Raw genomic sequence first — 17,801 nt, forward strand, 5'->3', positions numbered from 1 at the left:
TCTCGTGAACCATTTCGACTACCGCGACGGCGTGCTGCATGCCGAGGACGTGGCGATCCCTGATATCGCCGCGCAGGTCGGCACGCCGTTCTACTGTTATTCGACGGCAACCCTGACCAGGCACTACCGTGTCTTCGTCAAGGCCTTTGCCGGGCTCGACACGCTGGTCTGCTACGCCATGAAGGCCAATTCCAACCAGGCGGTGCTGCGGATCCTGGCCAAGCTCGGCGCCGGCGCCGACGTGGTCTCGGAAGGCGAATTGCGCCGGGCACTGGCCGCCGGCGTCCCGCCCAGCAAGATCCTGTTCTCCGGTGTCGGCAAGACGGCGCGTGAAATGGACTTTGCGCTCGAAGCCGGCATTCTCTGCTTCAACGTCGAATCCGAGCCGGAACTCGAACTCCTGTCGGCCCGCGCCTCGGCTCTCGGCAAGATGGCGCCGGTCTCGCTGCGCATCAATCCCGATGTCGACGCCAGGACCCACAAGAAGATCTCAACCGGCAAGGCCGAGAACAAGTTCGGCATTCCGTGGCAGCGTGCGCGCCAGGTCTATGCCCGCGCGGCAACGCTTCCCGGCATCAAGATCACCGGCATCGATACCCATATCGGCAGCCAGATCACGGAACTGCAGCCTTTCGACGACGCCTTCGCCCTGCTGGTCGACCTGGTCGGCGCGCTGCGCGGCGACGGCCACGCCATCGAGCATATCGACCTCGGCGGCGGCCTCGGCATTCCCTACCGCGTCGACAACAACCCGCCCCCCTTGCCCGACGCCTATGCCCAGATCGTCCGCAAGCATGTCACCAAGTTGGGTCTGAAGGTGATGTTCGAGCCAGGCCGATTGATCGTCGGCAATGCCGGCATCCTGGTCTCGGAAGTGATTTTCGTGAAGGAAGGCGACGCCAGGAACTTCCTCGTCGTCGACGCCGCCATGAACGACCTGATCCGGCCGACGCTCTACGATGCCTTTCATGAGATCAAGCCGGTCGTGCAGCCGCCGGCCGACACACCGCGCATGATGGTCGATGTGGTCGGCCAGGTCTGCGAGACCGGTGACTATCTCGGGCTCGATCGCGACCTGCCCCGGCTGAAGGCGGGCGATCTGGTCGCCGTTTCCACCGCCGGCGCCTATGGCGCGGTCCAGGCCGGCACCTACAACACCCGCCTGCTGGTGCCGGAGGTGCTGGTCGACGGCGACCGTTTCCACGTCGTGCGTCCGCGGCTGACCTATGACGAGCTGATCGGGCTGGATTCGGTGCCAGACTGGCTTGCATAAAAGCCGTCTGGCCGCGACGCTATAGCCGGTTCTGGATGAGCGCCCTTGCGTCGGCGATCCTGTCCTCGTCGCGGCGGTAGAAGGTCCATTGCTTGATGCGCTTGGTTCTGAGCAGGCCGGCCTGGGTAAGCACACGCATATGCTCGGAAAGCGTCGCCTGCGTGATGCCGAGCTTCTCGGCGATCAGCAGCGCGCAGACGCCGTCCTCGACCAGATCGCCATCCGCCTGTGCCCGGAAATGCGCACGCGGATCCTTGAGCCAGTCGAGAATCTGCAGCCTGCGTCCGTTGGCGATCGCCTTGAAGACATCAACCTCTTGCATTTAGCCATTTTGCCAAATTACTAATTACTGTCAATCCCGAGGAGATCTTGATGTCGCAGGACAACACCATCACACGCGAACGCATCGCCGCGATGGAACCGCGCATCCGCCCCTATATCAGGCACACGCCGGTGCTGCGCGTCGACATGGCCGACTTCGACCGGCCGCCATTGGCGGTCGACCTCAAGCTCGAATGCTTGCAGCATTCCGGCTCGTTCAAGGCGCGCGGCGCCTTCACCAACCTTTTGGAGCGGCCGGTTCCCGAGGCCGGCGTCGTCGCCGCATCGGGCGGCAATCATGGCGCGGCGGTCGCCTACGCCGCCATGCGGCTTGGCCATAAGGCGACCATCTTCGTTCCCGAAGTGAGCCCGCAGGCCAAGCTCGACCGCATTCGCGGCTATGGCGCCGACCTCGTCGTCGGCGGCGCCCGCTATGCCGAGGCGCTGGCCGCCAGCGAACGTTTCGCTGAGGAAACCGGCGCCTTGCAGATCCACGCCTTCAACCAGGAGGAAACGCTGATCGGCCAGGGCACTCTCGGGCTTGAGATCGAAAACGATCTGCCTGAGATCGACACGCTGCTGGTTGCCGTCGGTGGTGGCGGCCTGATCGGCGGCGTCGCCGCCTGGTATGCCGGCCGCATCCGCATCGTCGCCGTCGAGCCCGAGGGCGCGCCGACGCTTCATCGAGCCTTCGAGGCCGGCCATCCGGTCGACGCGCCAGCCGAAGGTATCGCCGCCGATTCGCTGGCGCCGAAGCGCGTGGGCGAAATGATGTTCCCGATCGCCGAAGCCTTCGTGGAACGCTCCATCCTGGTCAGCGACGACGACATCATCGCCGCCCAGAAGGCGCTCTGGAACAGCGTGCGCATCATCTCGGAACCAGGTGGTGCCGCCGCCTTCGCCGCGATGCTGTCCGGCCGCTACGCGCCGGCGCCGGGCGAGCGGGTCGCCGTGCTGGTCTGTGGCGCCAACGCAAACCCCGCCAATTTCTGATTGCAACCAATTCGGCCGGCTTCACGTTTTCTCAAACTGCCTCGCCTTTGCCGTGTTTGCTGGTATTCTTCGAGTCGTGAGGCTTGGGCTATCCCGCCCCGCCTGGCAGCATGATCCCCGAGAGTGGAGTCCGGTTTTCGGAACAGATCATGCTCAAAGAGATAGAGCCCCATTCCGGTCCTTTCAGGGCGGAACAGGCTCTAGGAAGGGCCGATGACGCAACGACCCATCTTCAGCAACGATCGCGGCCTGGCCGGACGCCTTGCCTTGAGCCGGCTGGCGACGCGTGTCGCGATGACCGTCGAGCGCGGCTGGCCGCTGCTGCTCTCGCTCATGGTTGTTGCCAGCCTGTTCCTCAGCGTCTCGTGGTTCGGTATTTTCCCTCGGCTGCCGGATGTGGCGCGCATCGGCCTTATCGCCGTTTTCGGCCTGGCAGGGCTGGCCGCGCTTTATCCGCTGCGCTTTTTCCGCATGCCTGGCGCCACCGAGGTCGATCGCCGCATCGAGGCCGCCAACAGATTGCTGCACAGCCCGGTACAGGTGCAGAGCGACCGGCCCAGCGGCCAGGAAAGCAGTTTCTCGCAGGCGCTCTGGCGCGAGCACCAGAAGCGCATGGCTGGGAAGCTCGGCAGTCTCGGCGCCGACCTGCCGCGCACGCGCGTGCCGGAGCGCGATCCGTGGGGACTTCGCGCCGTGGCGGCGCTCCTGCTGGTCACCGCCTTCGCCTTCTCCTTCGGGCCGACCGGCGGCAGGATAGCAGACGGTTTCAGCGCACACGGCACACTCGACACCGTGCCGCCGCGCATCGACGCCTGGGTGACGCCGCCGGCCTATACCGGCAAGCCGCCGATCTTCTTGACCGCTGATGCCAACCAGGCGACGCCGACCTTCACCATTCCGGAAGGCAGCGATGTCTCACTGCGTGTGACCGGTGGATCGGGCGAGGAAACGCTTGCCTATGCCGACAAGGATGGCAACGCGCGCGCCATCGACCCGCAAGCCGTCGCCAAGCCGGCGGCAAGCCCGGCGGTGCCGGCCCCCGCCTCATCCTCGAAGATACGCCAGTTCATCGGCAAGCTGACCGGCGACGGCACGCTGACGCTGAAGTCGGGCGACGACCAGCTTGCCCGCTGGGCCTTTGCCGTGCTGCCGGACAAGCCGCCGCAGATCCGCTTCGTCGGCGAGCCCAAGCGCGCCGCTAACGGCGCCTTCGAGCTCAACTACCAGATCGACGACGATTACGGCGCCGCGACCGCCAAGGCGGTGTTCGCGCTGGCCGATCCGCAGGCGCCAGATGCGCATCCGCTCTATGGTCCGCCTGACATGCCGCTGACGCTGCCGCGCCGCGGCGGCAAGGCGAATGCCGCCCGCACCACGAAGGATCTGACCGAGCATGTCTGGGCCGGCGGCAGCATCAAGCTGACGCTGGTCGCCACCGACGACGCCGGACACACCGCGTCCAGCGAGACAAAGACGCTGGTGATGCCCGAGCGGCCGTTCGCCAACCCGCTGGCGCGCGCCGTGATCGAACAGCGCCGCCTGCTCGCACTCGACGCCAATGCCAAGCCGCGCGTGCTCGACCTGATGGAAGCCATCACGCTGCGGCCCGAAGACACGTTCGACAACATGTCCCACTACCTCGCCATCATGAGCGCGATGAGCCGGCTGAAACTGGCCGGGAACGACGATCAGCTGCGCAGCGAGGTCGCCTATCTCTGGGAGATCGCGCTCGGCATCGAGGAGGGCAACCTGTCTGCCGCCGAAAAGCGGCTGCGCCAAGCGCAGCAGGCGCTGCAGGACGCCATAAAGAACGGCGCCAGCGACGCCGAGATCGAGAAGGCGATGAAGGAACTGCGCGAGGCGATGAACCAGTTCCTGCAGGAATTCGCCGAACGCGCCAAGCAGAACCCGAACGCGCCGCAAATGCAGCAGAACGGCCAGGAACTGCGGCAGAGCGATATCGACCGCATGATGGACCAGATCGAGAACCTGGCCAAGTCGGGCGATCGCGACAAGGCGCAGCAATTGCTGTCGCAGCTGCAGGACATGATGAACAACCTCCAGGCCGGCCGCCAGCAGCAGGGCGGTGAGCAGGACAGCCAGATGCGCCAGCAGATGGACAAGCTCGGCGAGATCCTGCGGCGCCAGCAGGAGATGATGAACGACACGTTCCGCATGGACCAGATGCAGCGCGGCGAGCGCCAGCGTGGCGAGAACCGCGACGAGCAGCTTGGCCAGGGCGGTGGCGAGGACCAGGACAAGCCAGGCATTGGGCAGGACCGCGATCCGCTCGCCAGGCCAAAGCCGATGACGCCGCAGGAATTCGCCGATGCGCTGAAGCAGTTGCAGGAAGGCCAGGGCCAGCTGAAGAGCGATCTCGAGCAGCTGAAGAAGGGCCTCGAAGGCATGGGCATGGAGCCCAATGAAGGATTTGGCGAGGCCGGCAAGTCCATGGGCAGCGCCGAGCAGGCGCTTGGCGAGGGCCAGGGCGACGAGGCGGTCGGCCACCAAGGCCGGGCCCTCGAGGCGCTGCGCAAGGGCGCCAAGGACATGATGAAGCAGATGCAGGCCATGCAGGGCGACCAGGGCGGCAGCCAGCAAGGCGGTCGTCAGCAGGACGCCGACCGCGACCCGCTCGGCCGGCCGCGCGCCAGCCAGGGTCCTGATTTCGGCGATTCGGTGAAAGTGCCCGACGAGATCGACGTGCAGCGCGCCCGCCAGATACTGGAAGCGATCCGCAAGCGGCTCGGCAACGCGCTCAGCCCGGACATCGAGCGCAGCTATCTGGAACGGCTGCTCGAGCTGAAATAGCAAGCGGCGGCAGCAACTGGCGACGTCTATGGCGCGGCGGGTTGGACCTGCCTGTTGACGAACGCCTCGCGGATAGCCTCTTGCATGCCGTCGATCGCCTCGCCGGAGGCATTCGGGTTGCGGTGCATCACCACATTCGAGGAATCGATATCGCCAAAGCCGTCCGCGGATGTCAGTTCGCGACAGCCGGCCGGAATGTTGCTGCGTGAGATCGGCGCAATCGCCAGCCCCGAGGTGATGGCGAGCTTGAGGCCGCCGGTGGTGTCGCTGGTATAGGCGACACGATAGGCAAGACCGCGCTGCTCAAGTGATTTGACGGCAAAATCCTTGCACCAGCCGGCCCGGTTGTAGAGCGCGATCGGCACCGGCCGTTCCTCATGCATGTGATGCAGGGCCGATGTCACCCACACCGTCGGATCGTGCATCAGCACCTCGCCGCCTGACGGGTCCTGCCATTCGAACACCACGCAGAGATCGAGTTCGCCGGCGGCGAGCGCCGCCATCTGGGCGCCTGAATGCGCGTAGCGCACGGTGACCTCGACCTGTGTGTGGCGTTTCGAAAAAGCGCCGAGCGCGCGCGACAGTATGGCGTGGCCATATTCCTCCGGAATACCGATGCGCACCGGCCCGCCCAGCGGCGCCGCCGCCATCGACGCCGCCGTCTCGTCGAGCAGCGCGACGATGCGGCGGGCATTGACGATAAGTTCGCCGCCACGCCGCGTCAGGGCGACGCCACGTGAACCGCGCTCGAACAGGCTGTCGCCGACCAGCTCTTCGAGCTTCTTCATCTGCATCGATACGGCCGACTGCGTGCGGCCGGCCTGCTCGGCGGCCCTCGTGAAATTGCCGGCCTCGGCGATGGCGACAAAGGTCCGCAGGAGATCGCTGTCGAGGGTTGGCCGCATCGCATCCGTCATAAGCAAAGTTGATTGTTGGCATCATTCCAATTCGTTTGCAACATGTCAAACACCGGGCGATAGTTGCCTCACCCATTGGATATGCGGCCGCGAAATCGGCAGCGGACCAATCAAAGAGTCCTCACTCGTGCCCGCTGCCCGAAAACGGTGGCGGGTTCTTTTTGATCTGGAGAGGGTCGCCGGATCGGATGCGCGGGAGCCTGAACGCGGATGCAGAATAGGATGGTGCGCGGCATCCTGAGCCTGTGCCTGGGCGTGCTGGTCTTCTCGCTGCAGGACCCGCTCGTCAAAGCCGTGTCGAGCGGCTACCCGGTGACCGAGGTGATGGCGATCCGCTCGATCATCGCCCTGCCGATCCTGATCCTTCTCGTCCATGCCGATGTCGGGCTCCGTGCCATCCTGTCGCGGCGCTTCGGCATGCTGACCATGCGCGCCTTCATCCAGTTCACGTCCTACACCGTCTATTACCTGGCCATCGCCGCCCTGCCGCTGGCCGACGCCGTGGCGCTCTATTTCATGGCGCCGCTCTGCATCATGGCGATGGCCGGCCCCTATCTTGGCGAGCGCGTTTCCTGGCAGACGCTGGCAACCGTGCTGATCGGCATGCTTGGCGTCCTGGTGATGCTGCGCCCCGGCGCCGGACTGTTCGACTGGGCGGCCTTGCTGTCGCTGGGCTCGGCCGTGCTCTACGGATTTTCGCAATTGATGGCCCGCAAGATCGGCGACACCGAATCCTCCACCGTGATGGCCTTCTACCAGAACGGCGCCTATCTGACCGGCGCGGCCGTGGTCGCCGGCACCTTCCACCTCGCCGGCATAACCCACGCCGTCCACCCGAGCCTCGAATTCCTGGTGCGGCCGTGGATCTGGCCGACACTGCCGGATTTCCTCAAGATGGCGGCGTGCGGTTTCGTCGCCTCCGCCGGCATGATCCTGCTCTCGCAGGGCTACCGGCTGGCTCCGGCCAACCGCGTCGCCACCTTCGAATATACCGGCATCCTGTGGTCGCCGCTGTGGGGTTTCCTGTTCTTCGCCGAGGTACCACGCTCGACGACCGTGATCGGCGCGGCGCTCATCATCGGCGCCGGCCTGCTGGCGCTCAACACCGAGCGGCGGACCAGCCCAGCGCCGGCGCTTGTCGCCAGGGATCCGGCCTGATCAGGCGAAGCAGATCAGCGCCCGTTCGACGCGCGAACGGATCTCGGCCAGCGTGAAGGGCTTTTGCACGACATCGAGGATAATGCCGTTCAATTCCTCGGCGCGCTCGCGCTGGTCGGCATAGCCGGTCATCAGCATGATCTTCATCGCCGGGAAAAGCGCCGCGGCCGCAACCGCCATCTCGATGCCGTCCATCTCCGGCATGCGGATGTCGGAGACGACGAGATCGTAACCGCCATGCGCGGCCTTGATCAGCGCCAGACCTTGCGCGCCGTCGGCGGCGATATCGATTGCGTGGCCGGCGCGTTCGAGCGCGCGGGCTGCGAGGGTGCGGACGGACTCATCGTCCTCGACGATCAGAAGCTTTGCCATGGCCGGCATATTTGGCGGGCAAAAGTTGACTTTTCCTGAAAGCGGAACCGGTCGGCAAGTCTTTTTGGAAGCCGCTCAAACGTCGCCCTTGACGACACCCACGAACGGCAGTTCGCGAAACGCATGCGAGACATCCATGCCGTAGCCGACGACGAAATAATCGGGGCAGTCGAAGCCGACATAGTCGGCATTGATCGCGGTCTGGCGGCGCATGCGCTTGTCGAGCAGCACGGCGATGGAACAGCTTTTCGCGCCGCGCGACAGCATCAGGTCGCGGGTGAAGCTCAGCGTCTTGCCCGATTCCAGAATGTCGTCGATCAACAGCACGTCGCGGCCGGCAACCTCGTTGTCGATGTCGCGCAGCACCCTCACCTCGCCGCTGGTGGTGCCGGCGCCATAGCTGGAGATGAAGATGAACTCGACTTCCGGCGACAGGCCGACATCGTGCATGGCCCGGATCAGGTCGGCGGCGAAGATGAACGAGCCCTTCAGCACCGAAATCACCAGCAAATCGTGATAGTCGTGCCCGGCGATCTCCTTGGCGAGTTCGAGATTGCGCCGCGCGATCGCCGATGCCGAAAACAGGACTTCGATGTCCTTGCCGCGTACGATGGGCATAGATGGTCTTCCCCGGTGATCGCCTACTCGGCGAAAGTAACCAAAACGGTTCTTACGCCGTTCTTAGGCACGTCGAGCCGGCTGGCAAAGCCGAATCTTTCGCCGGATGCCAGCAAGCGGCCGGATGTCCCCAACGTATAACGGATTGTGCGCCCGTCTTTGCCCGTCACCCGGATCTCGAGCGGCGGCAGGGTCGCGGGGCCCGTCCCGTCGTTCGCGGCCTCCCCATCGACGAACAGCACCGGGTTCGTGCCTGAGGCGTCGACACGTGACGTGACGCCTGAAATGGTCAGCGCCGACGCTTGCGCGCCGGCGAGGTACGGCGCCTGGCGCACCAGCGCATGGCCGCCTGACACCCAGAAGGCGGCAAGAGCGGCACCGACGCCGGCGATCCAGAAGATCGGCCCTCCGCGTGATGCCGGCGGCCGTTTCGCTGGCGCTTCCGGCTTGCGCAGCATGTCCATGCCCTCGATGGGCGGGGTGACGATCGCACGCGGCGGTGGGGAATCGCTTTCCACCGCAGGAGCAAGGCGCGGCATCACTTCATAGTCGGCATCGATGATATCGGCCGCCGGACCGCGCACGATCCGGTCCGCCACGGCAATTGCCGGTGGATCGGTCATGATTTCGCCGGAAACCGGGCGCGCGGTTCGCTGGTCAGCCATCATGGCCCAGTATTGCACCTGTTCGCTTTTCGTTTCTTTTGCGTAAACACAAATGGTTAACGCTTCCCCACCGGAGCTGTCGTGACAAGCCGAAACAACCCAGGAATTAACCGCCGGTTAACCATGCCGGCCGATGGTCTTTTCGCAGAACAGGCCGGCTCGCCGCCGCCAGGAATTTCAGGTCGCCGAAATTGATTCGCTTCGAAAATGTCGGCCTCCGCTATGGCATGGGTCCGGAAATCCTCCGCGACATCTCCCTGCACATACCGGAGCGCTCCTTCCAGTTCCTGAGCGGGCCTTCGGGTGCCGGCAAGACGACGTTGCTGCGCCTTTTGTTCATGTCGCTGAGGCCGACGCGTGGACTGATCACCATCTTCGGCAAGGACCGCTCGCGCATCTCACGCACCGAACTGCCGCATCTGCGCCGCCGCATCGGCGTGGTGTTCCAGGATTTTCGCCTGCTCGACCACATGACCACCTATGAGAATGTTGCTTTGCCATTGCGCGTGCGCGGGCGCGAGGAAGCGAGCTACCGCACCGATGTCACCGAACTGTTGAAATGGGTGGGGCTCGGCGAACGCATGCATGTGCTGCCGCCGGTTCTGTCAGGCGGCGAGAAGCAGCGCGCCGCGATCGCGCGCGCCCTGATCGAGCAGCCGGAGATCCTGCTGGCCGACGAGCCGACCGGCAATGTCGATCCGCCGCTGGCGCGGCGGCTGCTGCGGCTGTTCATCGAACTCAATCGTCTCGGCACCGCCGTGGTGATCGCGACCCACGATCTTGGCCTTATGGAACAGGTCGACGCGCGCCGCATGATCCTGGCCGGCGGAAGGCTTGATATCTATGACTGAGCTATCGGCTGACCATTTCGAGGAGCAGGATGCCGAGGCGGTCGAGGCAAGACCGCGCACCCAGCGCAAGATGGCGCCGATCGTGCCCGCGCAGAACATTGCCGGCCGCGCCCTGGTGCTGGTCATCGCTATCATGACCTTCCTGTCCTGCCTGACCTTCGGCGCGGTGACGCTGGTGCGCGACACGGCCTCGGTTTGGGAAAACCAGATCTCGCGCGAGGCGACCATCCAGATCAAGCCGGCTGACGGCCTCGACATGGAGGCAGCGCTTAGCCAGGCCTCACAGATCGCCGGCGAATTCCCCGGCGTGAAGTCGACCCGGATCATCGACCGCGAAGCGACCGCCAGGCTCCTGGAGCCCTGGCTGGGATCGGGCCTCAACATCGACGAACTGCCGGTGCCGCGGCTGATCATCGTAACCATCGACGAGAACAGTCCGCCGGACTTCGCCGCCATGCGCGCCGCGATCACGCCGAAGCTGCCGAGTGCATCGCTTGACGACCACCGCACCTGGGTCGACCGGCTGGTGGCCATGGCCCGCACCACGGTGACCATTGGCGTCGCCGTTCTGGCCCTGATGCTGTCGGCAACGGTGCTGACCGTGGTGTTCGCGACCCGTGGCGCCATGGACGGCAACGGCCACATCATCGAGGTGCTGCATTTCGTCGGCGCCGAAGCGCGCTTCATCGCACGCGAATTCCGCCGGCATTTCCTGGTCACCGGCATGAAGGGCGCGGCCGCCGGCGGAGCGGCGGCGGTGCTCGTCTTCATCGTGTTTTCCTGGTGGTCGTCGCGCAATATGGCAACGCCGCAGGCCGATCAGGCGACCGCGTTGTTCGGCAACTTCGCCATCGGCTCCGCGGGCTACCTGGGTGTCGTCCTGATGGTGCTGGTGATTGGCGCGCTGACGGCGGCAACTTCGCACGCCACCGTCGTCGCCTATCTCAGCGACATCGACGTTCGCCAACCCGACGCATGAAAGGAACTCGTCTTGGCGTGGATCGAAAGAGCGCGATCACGGATGGAGAATTCGCGTAACGCAAAGTGCGTCTTTTACCTATCAAAGGCCGCATTTCGGGATTAACCATATGACCATGGACGTGCGGGACTCGACCGGGACGGCTGGACGGCTGCCAGTGGTGGTTGCCCGTTGGCGCGGCCACGGCAGGCTTAGCCATTTAAGGACCGCCCTGCGTCTCTCCGCTGTCTCCCTGTTTGTGCTCGCAACAGTGTTCGCTGGCGGCTTCGGCTGGTTTGCCAGCAAGGTCAGCCACCTGACCACGCCCGCCAACCCGGCCAAGGCCGACGCCATCATTGTGCTGACCGGCGGCCAGTCGCGCCTCGACGCGGCGATGGAGCTGCTGGCATCCGGCAAGGGCGAGCGACTCCTGATCAGTGGCGTGCATCCCTCCGCCAGCCGTCGCCAACTCCAGGCTGCGACCGGCGGCGACAAGAAGCTGTTTTCCTGCTGCGTCGACATCGACCGCGCCGCGCTCGACACGATCGGCAATGCCGAGGAAAGCGCCAAATGGGTGGAAAACCACGCCTATGGTACTGTGATCCTGGTCACCAACAATTATCACATGCCGCGCAGCCTGCTGGAGATGGGCCGGCTGCTGCATGGCGCCAAGCTCGAACCCTACCCGGTGGTCAATTCCAACCTTGATAATGGCAATTGGCTGACCAAGCCGCGGGCGGTGCGCGTTCTGTTCACCGAATACACCAAATACCTGCTGGCGCTGGCTCGCGGCATCATCCCGCTGAAGCCGACGCCTGAAGGCATCGCGCTGGCCGAGACCGCCGCCGGCGGCTGAGCCCGCGTCATTGCTTGGCGCCAGCCCCTGAAACGCCCTTGAGGCGCGCGACCTCCTGCTCAAGGTCCTGGATGCGCCGGTCGCGCTCGCCAAGCGCCGCCGCCACATCAGCCGCCTCGAAGCGCTGCGGTATATGTTGCGGGCAATTGGCATCCCACGCCGAGACGGTGAACAGGATGACCTGTTCGGGACGCGCCTTGTAGTCCGGCGGCATCAGCCGCGCCGTCAACCCGGCGTCGTTTTCGACAACGCGTGCCGTGCCCCAGATCTTGATGCGCTGGCGCATCATGTAATCGATCAGGAACAGGAAGGCCCTCGGATTGTCGGCCAGATTGCCCTGCGTGACGAACTGCTTATTGCCGGAAAAATCCGCGAAGCCGATCGTCTTCTCGTCGAGCACCTTGAGAAAGCCGGCAGGGCCGCCGCGGTGCTGGATGTAGGGCTGGCCATCGCCATTGGCCGTCGACAGGAAGACGCTGGTCTGCACTTCGATGAAGGCGGCGAGGTCCGGTGTGATCGCCGACTGCCAGCCGCCGCGCTCCTCGACGCGGGCGTAGGACTGACGCGAGCCCTTACGCGCCTGGATCGCCTTGACCGTCGGCGTGAAGGCGACATCGCTCGTAAAAGCGTGTGCGTTCATCGAAACCTCCTTGCATGAAACGTTTCTAAAGGCCGAGCTCCGACAACGTCGGATGGTCGTCCGGGCGCCGGCCGAGAGGCCAGCGATATTTGCGCTCGGCCTCGGCGATCGGCAGGTCGTTGATGCTGGCGATGCGCAGCCGCATCAGCCCGTGCTCGTCGAATTCCCAGTTCTCATTGCCGTAGCTGCGGAACCATGAGCCGCTGTCGTCGTGCCATTCATAGGCGAAGCGCACGGCGATGCGGTTGCCGTCGAAGGCCCAGACCTCCTTGATCAGCCGGTAGTCGAGTTCGCGTATCCATTTGCGTGTCAGGAACGCCTGGATCGCATCGCGGCCTTGCAGGAACTCGGCGCGGTTGCGCCAACGGCTGTCCGCCGTATAGGCGAGCGCCACCCGCGCAGGATCGCGCGAATTCCAGGCATCCTCGGCCATGCGCGCTTTCTGTGCTGACGTCTCGGCGGTGAAGGGCGGAAGCGGCGGGCGGCTCTCAGACATGGGGTTTCCTCTGCGGCTTGAAGGATTGGGGCCGGCGGGCACCGCCGCCCCTTTTCCGGATTCAGGCAGCATCGCGGGCGGAAACAACCGGAAAATCGATCTCCGTCTGGGCAACCTCGTTGATATAGTTGGTCCAGACGTTCAGGGCGACATGCTGGACGATCTCGATGATCTCCCCGTCGTCATAGCCCGCGAGCCTGACAGCGGCGAGATCCTCCTGGCCGACATGCCCGCGGCTTTGCGCTACCCCGGCGGCAAAACGCACCGCCGCGGCTGCCTTGGGATCCGTGGAGCCGCCATGGCGGTTGGCGATCATCTCGGCATCGTCGAGCCTTGCAAGGTTTTTGCCGAGATAGGTGTGGGCGGAAAGACAGTAGTTGCAGCCATTGATCTCGGCGATCGCCAGCGCGATGCGCTCGCGCGTCGGCGCCGGCAGCCGGCCCTTGGCCAACGCTCCCATCATGCCGAGATAGCCTTCCAGCGCGGCCGGACTGTTGGCGACCATCCGAAACAGGTTCGGGACGACACCAAGCTGTTTTTCCACCGCCCGCAGCATGGGCTGCGCGGCGGCGGGAGCGTTTGCGATGGACGAAGGCGTGGCAATGCGGGGCATGGAGATTTCCTTGTTGAGGTACCCCGCCTATATGCAGCCTTCCATGTTGCGGATGTAGATGCCATGTTTGCAATCAACCCTTCCATTTTCTGGAAGAAATGATGGATCGTCTCGAAGCCATGTCCCTTTTTGTCGCGGCAGCGGAAGGCGGCAGCCTTTCCGCCGCCGCGCGCCGTTCGGACGTTCCGCTGGCAACGGTCAGCCGCAAGGTCTCCGATCTGGAGCGCCACCTGAAGACACGCCTGTTGAACCGCTCGACGCGGCGGCTGACACTGACCGATGCGGGCCATGCCTATCTCGCTGCCTGCCGCCGCATTCTCGACGAGGTCGGCGACGCCGAACGCACCGCCGGCGGCGAATACAGCGCCCCGACAGGGGAACTGATCATCACCGCGCCGATCGTCTTCGGCCGCCTTCACGTGTTGCCGGTTGTCACCGAGTTCCTCGCCGCCTTTCCCCTGGTGGATATCCGCCTCACGCTCGGCGACAGGATAAGCCAGTTGGCCGAAGACCATATCGACCTCGCCGTCCGCATCGGCAGGCTGCCGGATTCGCGGATGGTCGCCATCAGGGTCGGCTCGATCGGTCATATTGTCTGCGCAAGCCCGGCCTATCTGGCCGGACACGGCATTCCTGGGGCGCCGGGAGAGCTCGATACGCACAGCTGCATCACCTTCGAAGGCCTTGGCTCGCTTGCCACCTGGACCTTCACCGTGGACAAGGCTGATTTTGTCGTGCCGGTCCGCTCAAGGCTTCGGGTCAACACCGCCGAGGCGGCGATCGATGCGGCGATCTCCGGGGTCGGGTTGACCCGGGTGCTTTCCTACCAGATCGTCGCCGCCGCACGATCAGGAACACTGCGCCCCGTGCTCAGGGATTTCGAACCCGAGCCTTGGCCGGTAAACCTGGTGCATGCGGGCCAGGGCCGGCTGCCGGTAAAATTGCGCGCCTTCCTCGACTTCGCCGCCCCACGCCTGAGGGAACGGCTGGCGCAGGCGACCTGGTAGCACGGGCAGTATCGCACCGTTTCCTTTTTCCCCGCGCTTGGTGTAACCAACGCACACTTCCTCACCGGACCTCCCCCATGCTTTATGTCAGATCGCTGGCGTTCAATTTCGTCTTCTACGTCAATCTGATCATCCAGATGATCCTCTGGACCCCGTACTATTTCCTGTCGCCCCGCCACCGCGCCTGGTTCGTGCCGAAATTCTGGTCGCGCACCTCGATGTGGCTCTATGACAAGATCGCCGGAACGACAAACGACATCACCGGGCAGGAAAACCTGCCCGAGGGCTCCTTCATCCTGGCGCCCAAGCACCAATCGTTCTGGGACGCTATCGCCTTCTTTCCTTACCTCCAGGACCCGCTTTACATCCTGAAGCGCGAGCTGACCTGGATCCCGTTCTTCGGCTGGTATATCTTGAAGATGCGCATGATCCCGGTTGATCGCGGCAGCCGCTCCAAGGCGCTGAAGGCCGTGGTCGCAGCGACCAAGGAAGAGATGGCGCGCAACCCGCGCCAGTTGATCATCTATCCCGAGGGCACGCGCCGGGCGCCGGGCGACGAGCCGGCCTACAAATACGGCATCGTTGAAATCTACACCCAGCTTGGCGTTCCGGTGGTGCCGGTCGCCCATGTCGCCGGCCTCTATTGGCCGCGCCGCAAGTTCCTGCGCTATCCCGGGACCGTCAAGGCGCGCTTCCTGCCGCCCATACCGCCTGGTCTGGGCAAGGATGAGTTCATGGCGCGGCTGATCGGCGAGACCGAGGCTGCCTGCGACCAGCTTCTCGTCGAGGCATCGCGCGCCCCCAATCCGCCGGCCCTGCCGCCAACGGCGATCAAGCGGCTTCGGGAGCTGGGCACGAAGGCCTGAAGGCTCTCTGGCCAGGCCATCAACCGTGCACCGCCAGCGCCGTGGTCAGCAGCAGCGTCGCGGCAAAACCCAGATTGATGATCCGCGAGGCGACAGGTCGGCGCAGGAAGCGCGAGAACGCCGCACCGGCAAGAAGCCACACGGCGTGGATGACAACGATCATCACCGCGAGAACAGTCAGTTTCGTCCACAGCCGGAGTTCGGCATCGCCCGCGCTCGACGAAGCACCCGCGAACACGGCGGCGATCGCCACATACGCTTTCGGGTTGGCCACCGCGAGGAGAAAACCGGCCAGCCATGTCGGGCGCGACGCGTCGGCGGCGCGTACAGCCAATGGCGGGGCGGTGGCGATCTTGAAGGCGAGATAGAGGATGTAGGCCGCAGACGCACCAACCAGCAACGGCGCCAGCTTCGGCATCGACCCAAGCACCGCCATGACACCGGTCGCCACGACCAGCAGCACGGCGATCGTGCCCAGGACGATGCCGCCGGTGTAGCGCAGCGAATCGCGCAGGCCGAAGGCGGCGCCAACGGCGGTGACGCTTATCGTCGCCGGCCCCGGGCTACCCATGACCACGGTGGCGGCCAGCAACAGCGCAAGCAATTGGCGCCAAAGCTCCGGCTGCCAAACAAGCGATCCGGCCATCTGATCCTCCGCCCTGCGCCCCGTGCGAAGGACGGTATGGCAAGGCATGAGGATCGTCTTGGACGTTCGTGCGCCCCCGCGCTGCCGGCCGCCTCAGGCGCTGGCTTTGTCGAGTTCGGCCATGTCGTCCGCGCTCAACTTCAACGACACCGCCTTGATCAGGCTGTCCATCTGGCTCGGCTTGGTGGCGCTGGCGATCGGCGCGGTGACGCCTGGCCGTGCGATAACCCAGGCAAGCGCCACTTCCGCCTGCTTGGCCGAATGCCTGGCGGATACGGCGTCGAGCGCCGCCAGAATGCGCATGCCGCGTGGATTGAGATAGCTGCCGACATCCTCCCCGCGCTCGCTCTGGCCGAGATCGGCTTCCGTGCGGTACTTGCCGCTGAGAAAACCCTTGGCCAGACTGAAATAGGTGATGACGCCGATATCCTCGGCCACGCAGAGGTCGCGTAGCGGGCCATCGAAGGAGGAACGATCGTAGAGATTGTATTCCGGCTGCAGCACCTCATAGCGTGGCAAGCCGCGCAGGCTTGCCACGTCAAGTGCCGCGCGCAACTGGCCGGCATCGAGGTTAGAACAGCCGGCATAGCGTATCTTGCCCTTGGCGAGCAGTCTCTCATAGGCGCCGAGAGTTTCCTCATAAGGCGTGGTCGGATCCGGCCAGTGCGACAGATAGAGGTCGATGAATTCTGTCCGCAGCCGCTTCAGCGATGCGTCGACGGCCTTTTCGATATAGGCGGCCGACAGGTCCTTGTGGCCCTGCCCCATGTCCGAGCCGACCTTGGTGACCACCACGACCTTGTCGCGATTGCCACGATCCTTCATCCATTTGCCGATGATGGTTTCCGATTCGCCGCCCTTGTTGCCGGGAACCCAACGCGAATACGCGTCCGCCGTATCGATGGCATTGAGGCCCGCGCCGACGAAGCGGTCGAGGAGGTCGAAGGAGGTTTTCTCGTCAGCGGTCCAGCCGAAGACATTGCCGCCCAGAACCAGCGGCGCGATGGAAAGGTCGGTACGACCGAGACGGCGTTTCTGCAAGACGGATCTCCGTGATGATTGGGAGCGGGCGATGCCGCCCGCTGGCTGGGTTCGGAGCCTAACCTAGGTCCTGCCGCATCGAGGTCAAAGGCCTGGCCGCCTTTTTCCGCAGAGCCAGCGCTTCACGAAGTCGCTATCCGGCGCGCCACATCCTCCAGCCAGTGGTCGCGGATATCGAGCGCTTCCAGATGCTTGAGCGTGCTCAGCACATAGTCCTCATTGTTGCCGGATCGGCCGACCGCGCCGCGCACCAGGGCCGCCGCATCCGCCGCATCCAGCGCCCCGGCATATTGCTCATGCCTGCGGTCGACGATGTAGGCCACGGCTTGGACCGCATCGCCGCCGTCGAGGCGCACCTTGAGCGTGCGTTCGAGATAGACGCTGGTGACGAGCTCGCGCTCGCGTAGATACGCAATGACCTCGTCGCGCAATTTGCCAGGCACGCGGAAAGCAAGGCCGACGCAGGAACCGCCATGGTCGAGGCCAAGCACCAGTCCGGGCCGCTGACGCGTGCCGCGGTGCACGAAGGAATAGACGCAAAGCGAGCGGCGATAGCCATGCAGGTGGGCGCGTCGTGTCTCGACATGCGCGAAACCCGGCCGCCAGATCAGCGAACCGTAGCCGAACACCCAAAAATCGCCCATATCAACGCGCCTGATTGCAAAAAGAATGGCAACACCGCACCGGAAACCGGTGTTT

At 64.7% G+C, this 17,801-nt stretch carries 20 protein-coding genes; 9 read left to right on the forward strand and 11 right to left on the reverse strand.

The window, feature by feature from the left end; all coding sequences use genetic code 11:
• The first annotated feature begins 4 nt into the window (after nucleotides 1-4).
• A complete protein-coding gene (gene lysA, locus O7A70_RS03065) occupies nucleotides 5-1,273 on the forward strand; it encodes a diaminopimelate decarboxylase (protein ID WP_337138949.1) in 1,269 nt (422 codons plus the stop codon).
• Nucleotides 1,274-1,292: 19 nt separating this feature from the next.
• On the opposite strand, the gene O7A70_RS03070 is transcribed toward lysA, so the two are convergent.
• A complete protein-coding gene (locus tag O7A70_RS03070) occupies nucleotides 1,293-1,595 on the reverse strand; it encodes an ArsR/SmtB family transcription factor (RefSeq protein WP_337105252.1) in 303 nt (100 codons plus the stop codon).
• Between the two features lie 50 nt (nucleotides 1,596-1,645).
• Between O7A70_RS03070 and O7A70_RS03075 the strand changes: the two genes are divergently transcribed.
• Together O7A70_RS03075 and O7A70_RS03080 are read left to right on the forward strand one after the other, a co-directional pair.
• Nucleotides 1,646-2,587 carry a threonine/serine dehydratase gene (locus O7A70_RS03075; protein WP_337138950.1) on the forward strand — a complete coding sequence of 314 codons (942 nt, stop codon included), beginning with the start codon at nucleotides 1,646-1,648 and terminating at the stop codon, nucleotides 2,585-2,587.
• Nucleotides 2,588-2,800: 213 nt separating this feature from the next.
• Nucleotides 2,801-5,398, forward strand: a complete 2,598-nt coding sequence (locus tag O7A70_RS03080) for a TIGR02302 family protein (protein WP_337138951.1) — start codon at nucleotides 2,801-2,803, stop codon at nucleotides 5,396-5,398.
• 26 nt (nucleotides 5,399-5,424) lie between these two features.
• Here the strand turns inward: O7A70_RS03080 and O7A70_RS03085 are convergent, their stop codons facing one another.
• Complete coding sequence (locus tag O7A70_RS03085) at nucleotides 5,425-6,303, reverse strand: LysR family transcriptional regulator (protein WP_337138952.1); 879 nt, start codon at nucleotides 6,301-6,303, stop codon at nucleotides 5,425-5,427.
• 222 nt (nucleotides 6,304-6,525) lie between these two features.
• Between O7A70_RS03085 and O7A70_RS03090 the strand changes: the two genes are divergently transcribed.
• Nucleotides 6,526-7,473 (forward strand): DMT family transporter, encoded by a 948-nt coding sequence (locus tag O7A70_RS03090; RefSeq protein WP_337138953.1) that lies wholly within the window; start codon nucleotides 6,526-6,528, stop codon nucleotides 7,471-7,473.
• Here the strand turns inward: O7A70_RS03090 and O7A70_RS03095 are convergent, their stop codons facing one another.
• The 3 genes from O7A70_RS03095 to O7A70_RS03105 form a co-directional block, all read right to left on the reverse strand.
• A complete protein-coding gene (locus O7A70_RS03095) occupies nucleotides 7,474-7,845 on the reverse strand; it encodes a response regulator (RefSeq protein ID WP_181174151.1) in 372 nt (123 codons plus the stop codon).
• A gap of 75 nt (nucleotides 7,846-7,920) precedes the next feature.
• Complete coding sequence (gene hpt / locus O7A70_RS03100; RefSeq protein ID WP_337138954.1) at nucleotides 7,921-8,463, reverse strand: hypoxanthine phosphoribosyltransferase; 543 nt, start codon at nucleotides 8,461-8,463, stop codon at nucleotides 7,921-7,923.
• Between the two features lie 23 nt (nucleotides 8,464-8,486).
• Nucleotides 8,487-9,131, reverse strand: coding sequence for a hypothetical protein (locus O7A70_RS03105; RefSeq protein ID WP_337138955.1), 645 nt, complete (start codon nucleotides 9,129-9,131; stop codon nucleotides 8,487-8,489).
• A 188-nt stretch (nucleotides 9,132-9,319) separates the two neighbouring features.
• Between O7A70_RS03105 and ftsE the strand changes: the two genes are divergently transcribed.
• The 3 genes from ftsE to O7A70_RS03120 all read left to right on the forward strand — a co-directional run bounded on the left by ftsE (nucleotide 9,320) and on the right by O7A70_RS03120 (nucleotide 11,793).
• Nucleotides 9,320-9,979, forward strand: a complete 660-nt coding sequence (gene ftsE, locus O7A70_RS03110) for a cell division ATP-binding protein FtsE (RefSeq protein ID WP_337138956.1) — start codon at nucleotides 9,320-9,322, stop codon at nucleotides 9,977-9,979.
• Nucleotides 9,972-10,958: a cell division protein FtsX gene (locus O7A70_RS03115; protein WP_337138957.1), complete on the forward strand. Its 987-nt coding sequence runs from the start codon at nucleotides 9,972-9,974 to the stop codon at nucleotides 10,956-10,958. Before ftsE ends, O7A70_RS03115 begins: the two co-directional genes overlap by 8 nt.
• A 109-nt stretch (nucleotides 10,959-11,067) precedes the next feature.
• A complete protein-coding gene (locus O7A70_RS03120) occupies nucleotides 11,068-11,793 on the forward strand; it encodes a YdcF family protein (protein ID WP_337138958.1) in 726 nt (241 codons plus the stop codon).
• Between the two features lie 7 nt (nucleotides 11,794-11,800).
• On the opposite strand, the gene O7A70_RS03125 is transcribed toward O7A70_RS03120, so the two are convergent.
• From O7A70_RS03125 to O7A70_RS03135, 3 genes are all read right to left on the reverse strand, one after another.
• Nucleotides 11,801-12,433 (reverse strand): pyridoxamine 5'-phosphate oxidase family protein, encoded by a 633-nt coding sequence (locus tag O7A70_RS03125; RefSeq protein ID WP_337138959.1) that lies wholly within the window; start codon nucleotides 12,431-12,433, stop codon nucleotides 11,801-11,803.
• Between the two features lie 25 nt (nucleotides 12,434-12,458).
• Nucleotides 12,459-12,929, reverse strand: coding sequence for a nuclear transport factor 2 family protein (locus O7A70_RS03130; protein WP_140747917.1), 471 nt, complete (start codon nucleotides 12,927-12,929; stop codon nucleotides 12,459-12,461).
• A 61-nt stretch (nucleotides 12,930-12,990) separates the two neighbouring features.
• Complete coding sequence (locus O7A70_RS03135; RefSeq protein ID WP_337138960.1) at nucleotides 12,991-13,542, reverse strand: carboxymuconolactone decarboxylase family protein; 552 nt, start codon at nucleotides 13,540-13,542, stop codon at nucleotides 12,991-12,993.
• A 101-nt stretch (nucleotides 13,543-13,643) separates the two neighbouring features.
• On the opposite strand from O7A70_RS03135, the gene O7A70_RS03140 reads away from it, so the two are divergent.
• Complete coding sequence (locus tag O7A70_RS03140) at nucleotides 13,644-14,549, forward strand: LysR family transcriptional regulator (protein ID WP_337138961.1); 906 nt, start codon at nucleotides 13,644-13,646, stop codon at nucleotides 14,547-14,549.
• A 77-nt stretch (nucleotides 14,550-14,626) separates the two neighbouring features.
• The gene (locus tag O7A70_RS03145) at nucleotides 14,627-15,415 is read left to right on the forward strand and encodes a lysophospholipid acyltransferase family protein (protein WP_337138962.1); all 789 of its coding nucleotides are present in this window, start codon (nucleotides 14,627-14,629) and stop codon (nucleotides 15,413-15,415) included.
• A 19-nt stretch (nucleotides 15,416-15,434) separates the two neighbouring features.
• Here O7A70_RS03145 and O7A70_RS03150 read toward each other — a convergent pair whose 3' ends face one another.
• From O7A70_RS03150 to O7A70_RS03160, 3 genes are all read right to left on the reverse strand, one after another.
• Complete coding sequence (locus O7A70_RS03150; protein WP_337138963.1) at nucleotides 15,435-16,061, reverse strand: LysE family translocator; 627 nt, start codon at nucleotides 16,059-16,061, stop codon at nucleotides 15,435-15,437.
• 93 nt (nucleotides 16,062-16,154) lie between these two features.
• The gene (locus tag O7A70_RS03155; RefSeq protein WP_140503309.1) at nucleotides 16,155-17,102 is read right to left on the reverse strand and encodes an aldo/keto reductase; all 948 of its coding nucleotides are present in this window, start codon (nucleotides 17,100-17,102) and stop codon (nucleotides 16,155-16,157) included.
• A gap of 122 nt (nucleotides 17,103-17,224) precedes the next feature.
• A complete protein-coding gene (locus tag O7A70_RS03160) occupies nucleotides 17,225-17,746 on the reverse strand; it encodes a gamma-glutamylcyclotransferase (RefSeq protein WP_337138964.1) in 522 nt (173 codons plus the stop codon).
• Nucleotides 17,747-17,801: the final 55 nt, after the last annotated feature.

The sequence above is a fragment of the Mesorhizobium sp. Cs1299R1N1 genome (assembly GCF_037179655.1).
GTDB lineage: Bacteria > Pseudomonadota > Alphaproteobacteria > Rhizobiales > Rhizobiaceae > Mesorhizobium > Mesorhizobium salmacidum.

Excerpts from the sequence above, each read along its gene's own strand:
- O7A70_RS03130 (WP_140747917.1), bottom strand. The coding sequence starts at position 12,929 with ATGTCTGAGAGCCGCCCGCCGCTTCCGCCCTTCACCGCCGAGACGTCA.
- O7A70_RS03070 (WP_337105252.1), bottom strand. The coding sequence starts at position 1,595 with ATGCAAGAGGTTGATGTCTTCAAGGCGATCGCCAACGGACGCAGGCTG.
- O7A70_RS03145 (WP_337138962.1), top strand. The coding sequence starts at position 14,627 with ATGCTTTATGTCAGATCGCTGGCGTTCAATTTCGTCTTCTACGTCAAT.
- O7A70_RS03135 (WP_337138960.1), bottom strand. The coding sequence starts at position 13,542 with ATGCCCCGCATTGCCACGCCTTCGTCCATCGCAAACGCTCCCGCCGCC.
- O7A70_RS03080 (WP_337138951.1), top strand. The coding sequence starts at position 2,801 with ATGACGCAACGACCCATCTTCAGCAACGATCGCGGCCTGGCCGGACGC.
- O7A70_RS03090 (WP_337138953.1), top strand. The coding sequence starts at position 6,526 with ATGCAGAATAGGATGGTGCGCGGCATCCTGAGCCTGTGCCTGGGCGTG.
- O7A70_RS03120 (WP_337138958.1), top strand. The coding sequence starts at position 11,068 with ATGACCATGGACGTGCGGGACTCGACCGGGACGGCTGGACGGCTGCCA.
- O7A70_RS03150 (WP_337138963.1), bottom strand. The coding sequence starts at position 16,061 with ATGGCCGGATCGCTTGTTTGGCAGCCGGAGCTTTGGCGCCAATTGCTT.
- O7A70_RS03115 (WP_337138957.1), top strand. The coding sequence starts at position 9,972 with ATGACTGAGCTATCGGCTGACCATTTCGAGGAGCAGGATGCCGAGGCG.
- O7A70_RS03160 (WP_337138964.1), bottom strand. The coding sequence starts at position 17,746 with ATGGGCGATTTTTGGGTGTTCGGCTACGGTTCGCTGATCTGGCGGCCG.
- O7A70_RS03085 (WP_337138952.1), bottom strand. The coding sequence starts at position 6,303 with ATGCGGCCAACCCTCGACAGCGATCTCCTGCGGACCTTTGTCGCCATC.
- O7A70_RS03075 (WP_337138950.1), top strand. The coding sequence starts at position 1,646 with ATGTCGCAGGACAACACCATCACACGCGAACGCATCGCCGCGATGGAA.
- hpt (WP_337138954.1), bottom strand. The coding sequence starts at position 8,463 with ATGCCCATCGTACGCGGCAAGGACATCGAAGTCCTGTTTTCGGCATCG.
- O7A70_RS03095 (WP_181174151.1), bottom strand. The coding sequence starts at position 7,845 with ATGGCAAAGCTTCTGATCGTCGAGGACGATGAGTCCGTCCGCACCCTC.
- O7A70_RS03125 (WP_337138959.1), bottom strand. The coding sequence starts at position 12,433 with ATGAACGCACACGCTTTTACGAGCGATGTCGCCTTCACGCCGACGGTC.
- O7A70_RS03105 (WP_337138955.1), bottom strand. The coding sequence starts at position 9,131 with ATGATGGCTGACCAGCGAACCGCGCGCCCGGTTTCCGGCGAAATCATG.
- O7A70_RS03140 (WP_337138961.1), top strand. The coding sequence starts at position 13,644 with ATGGATCGTCTCGAAGCCATGTCCCTTTTTGTCGCGGCAGCGGAAGGC.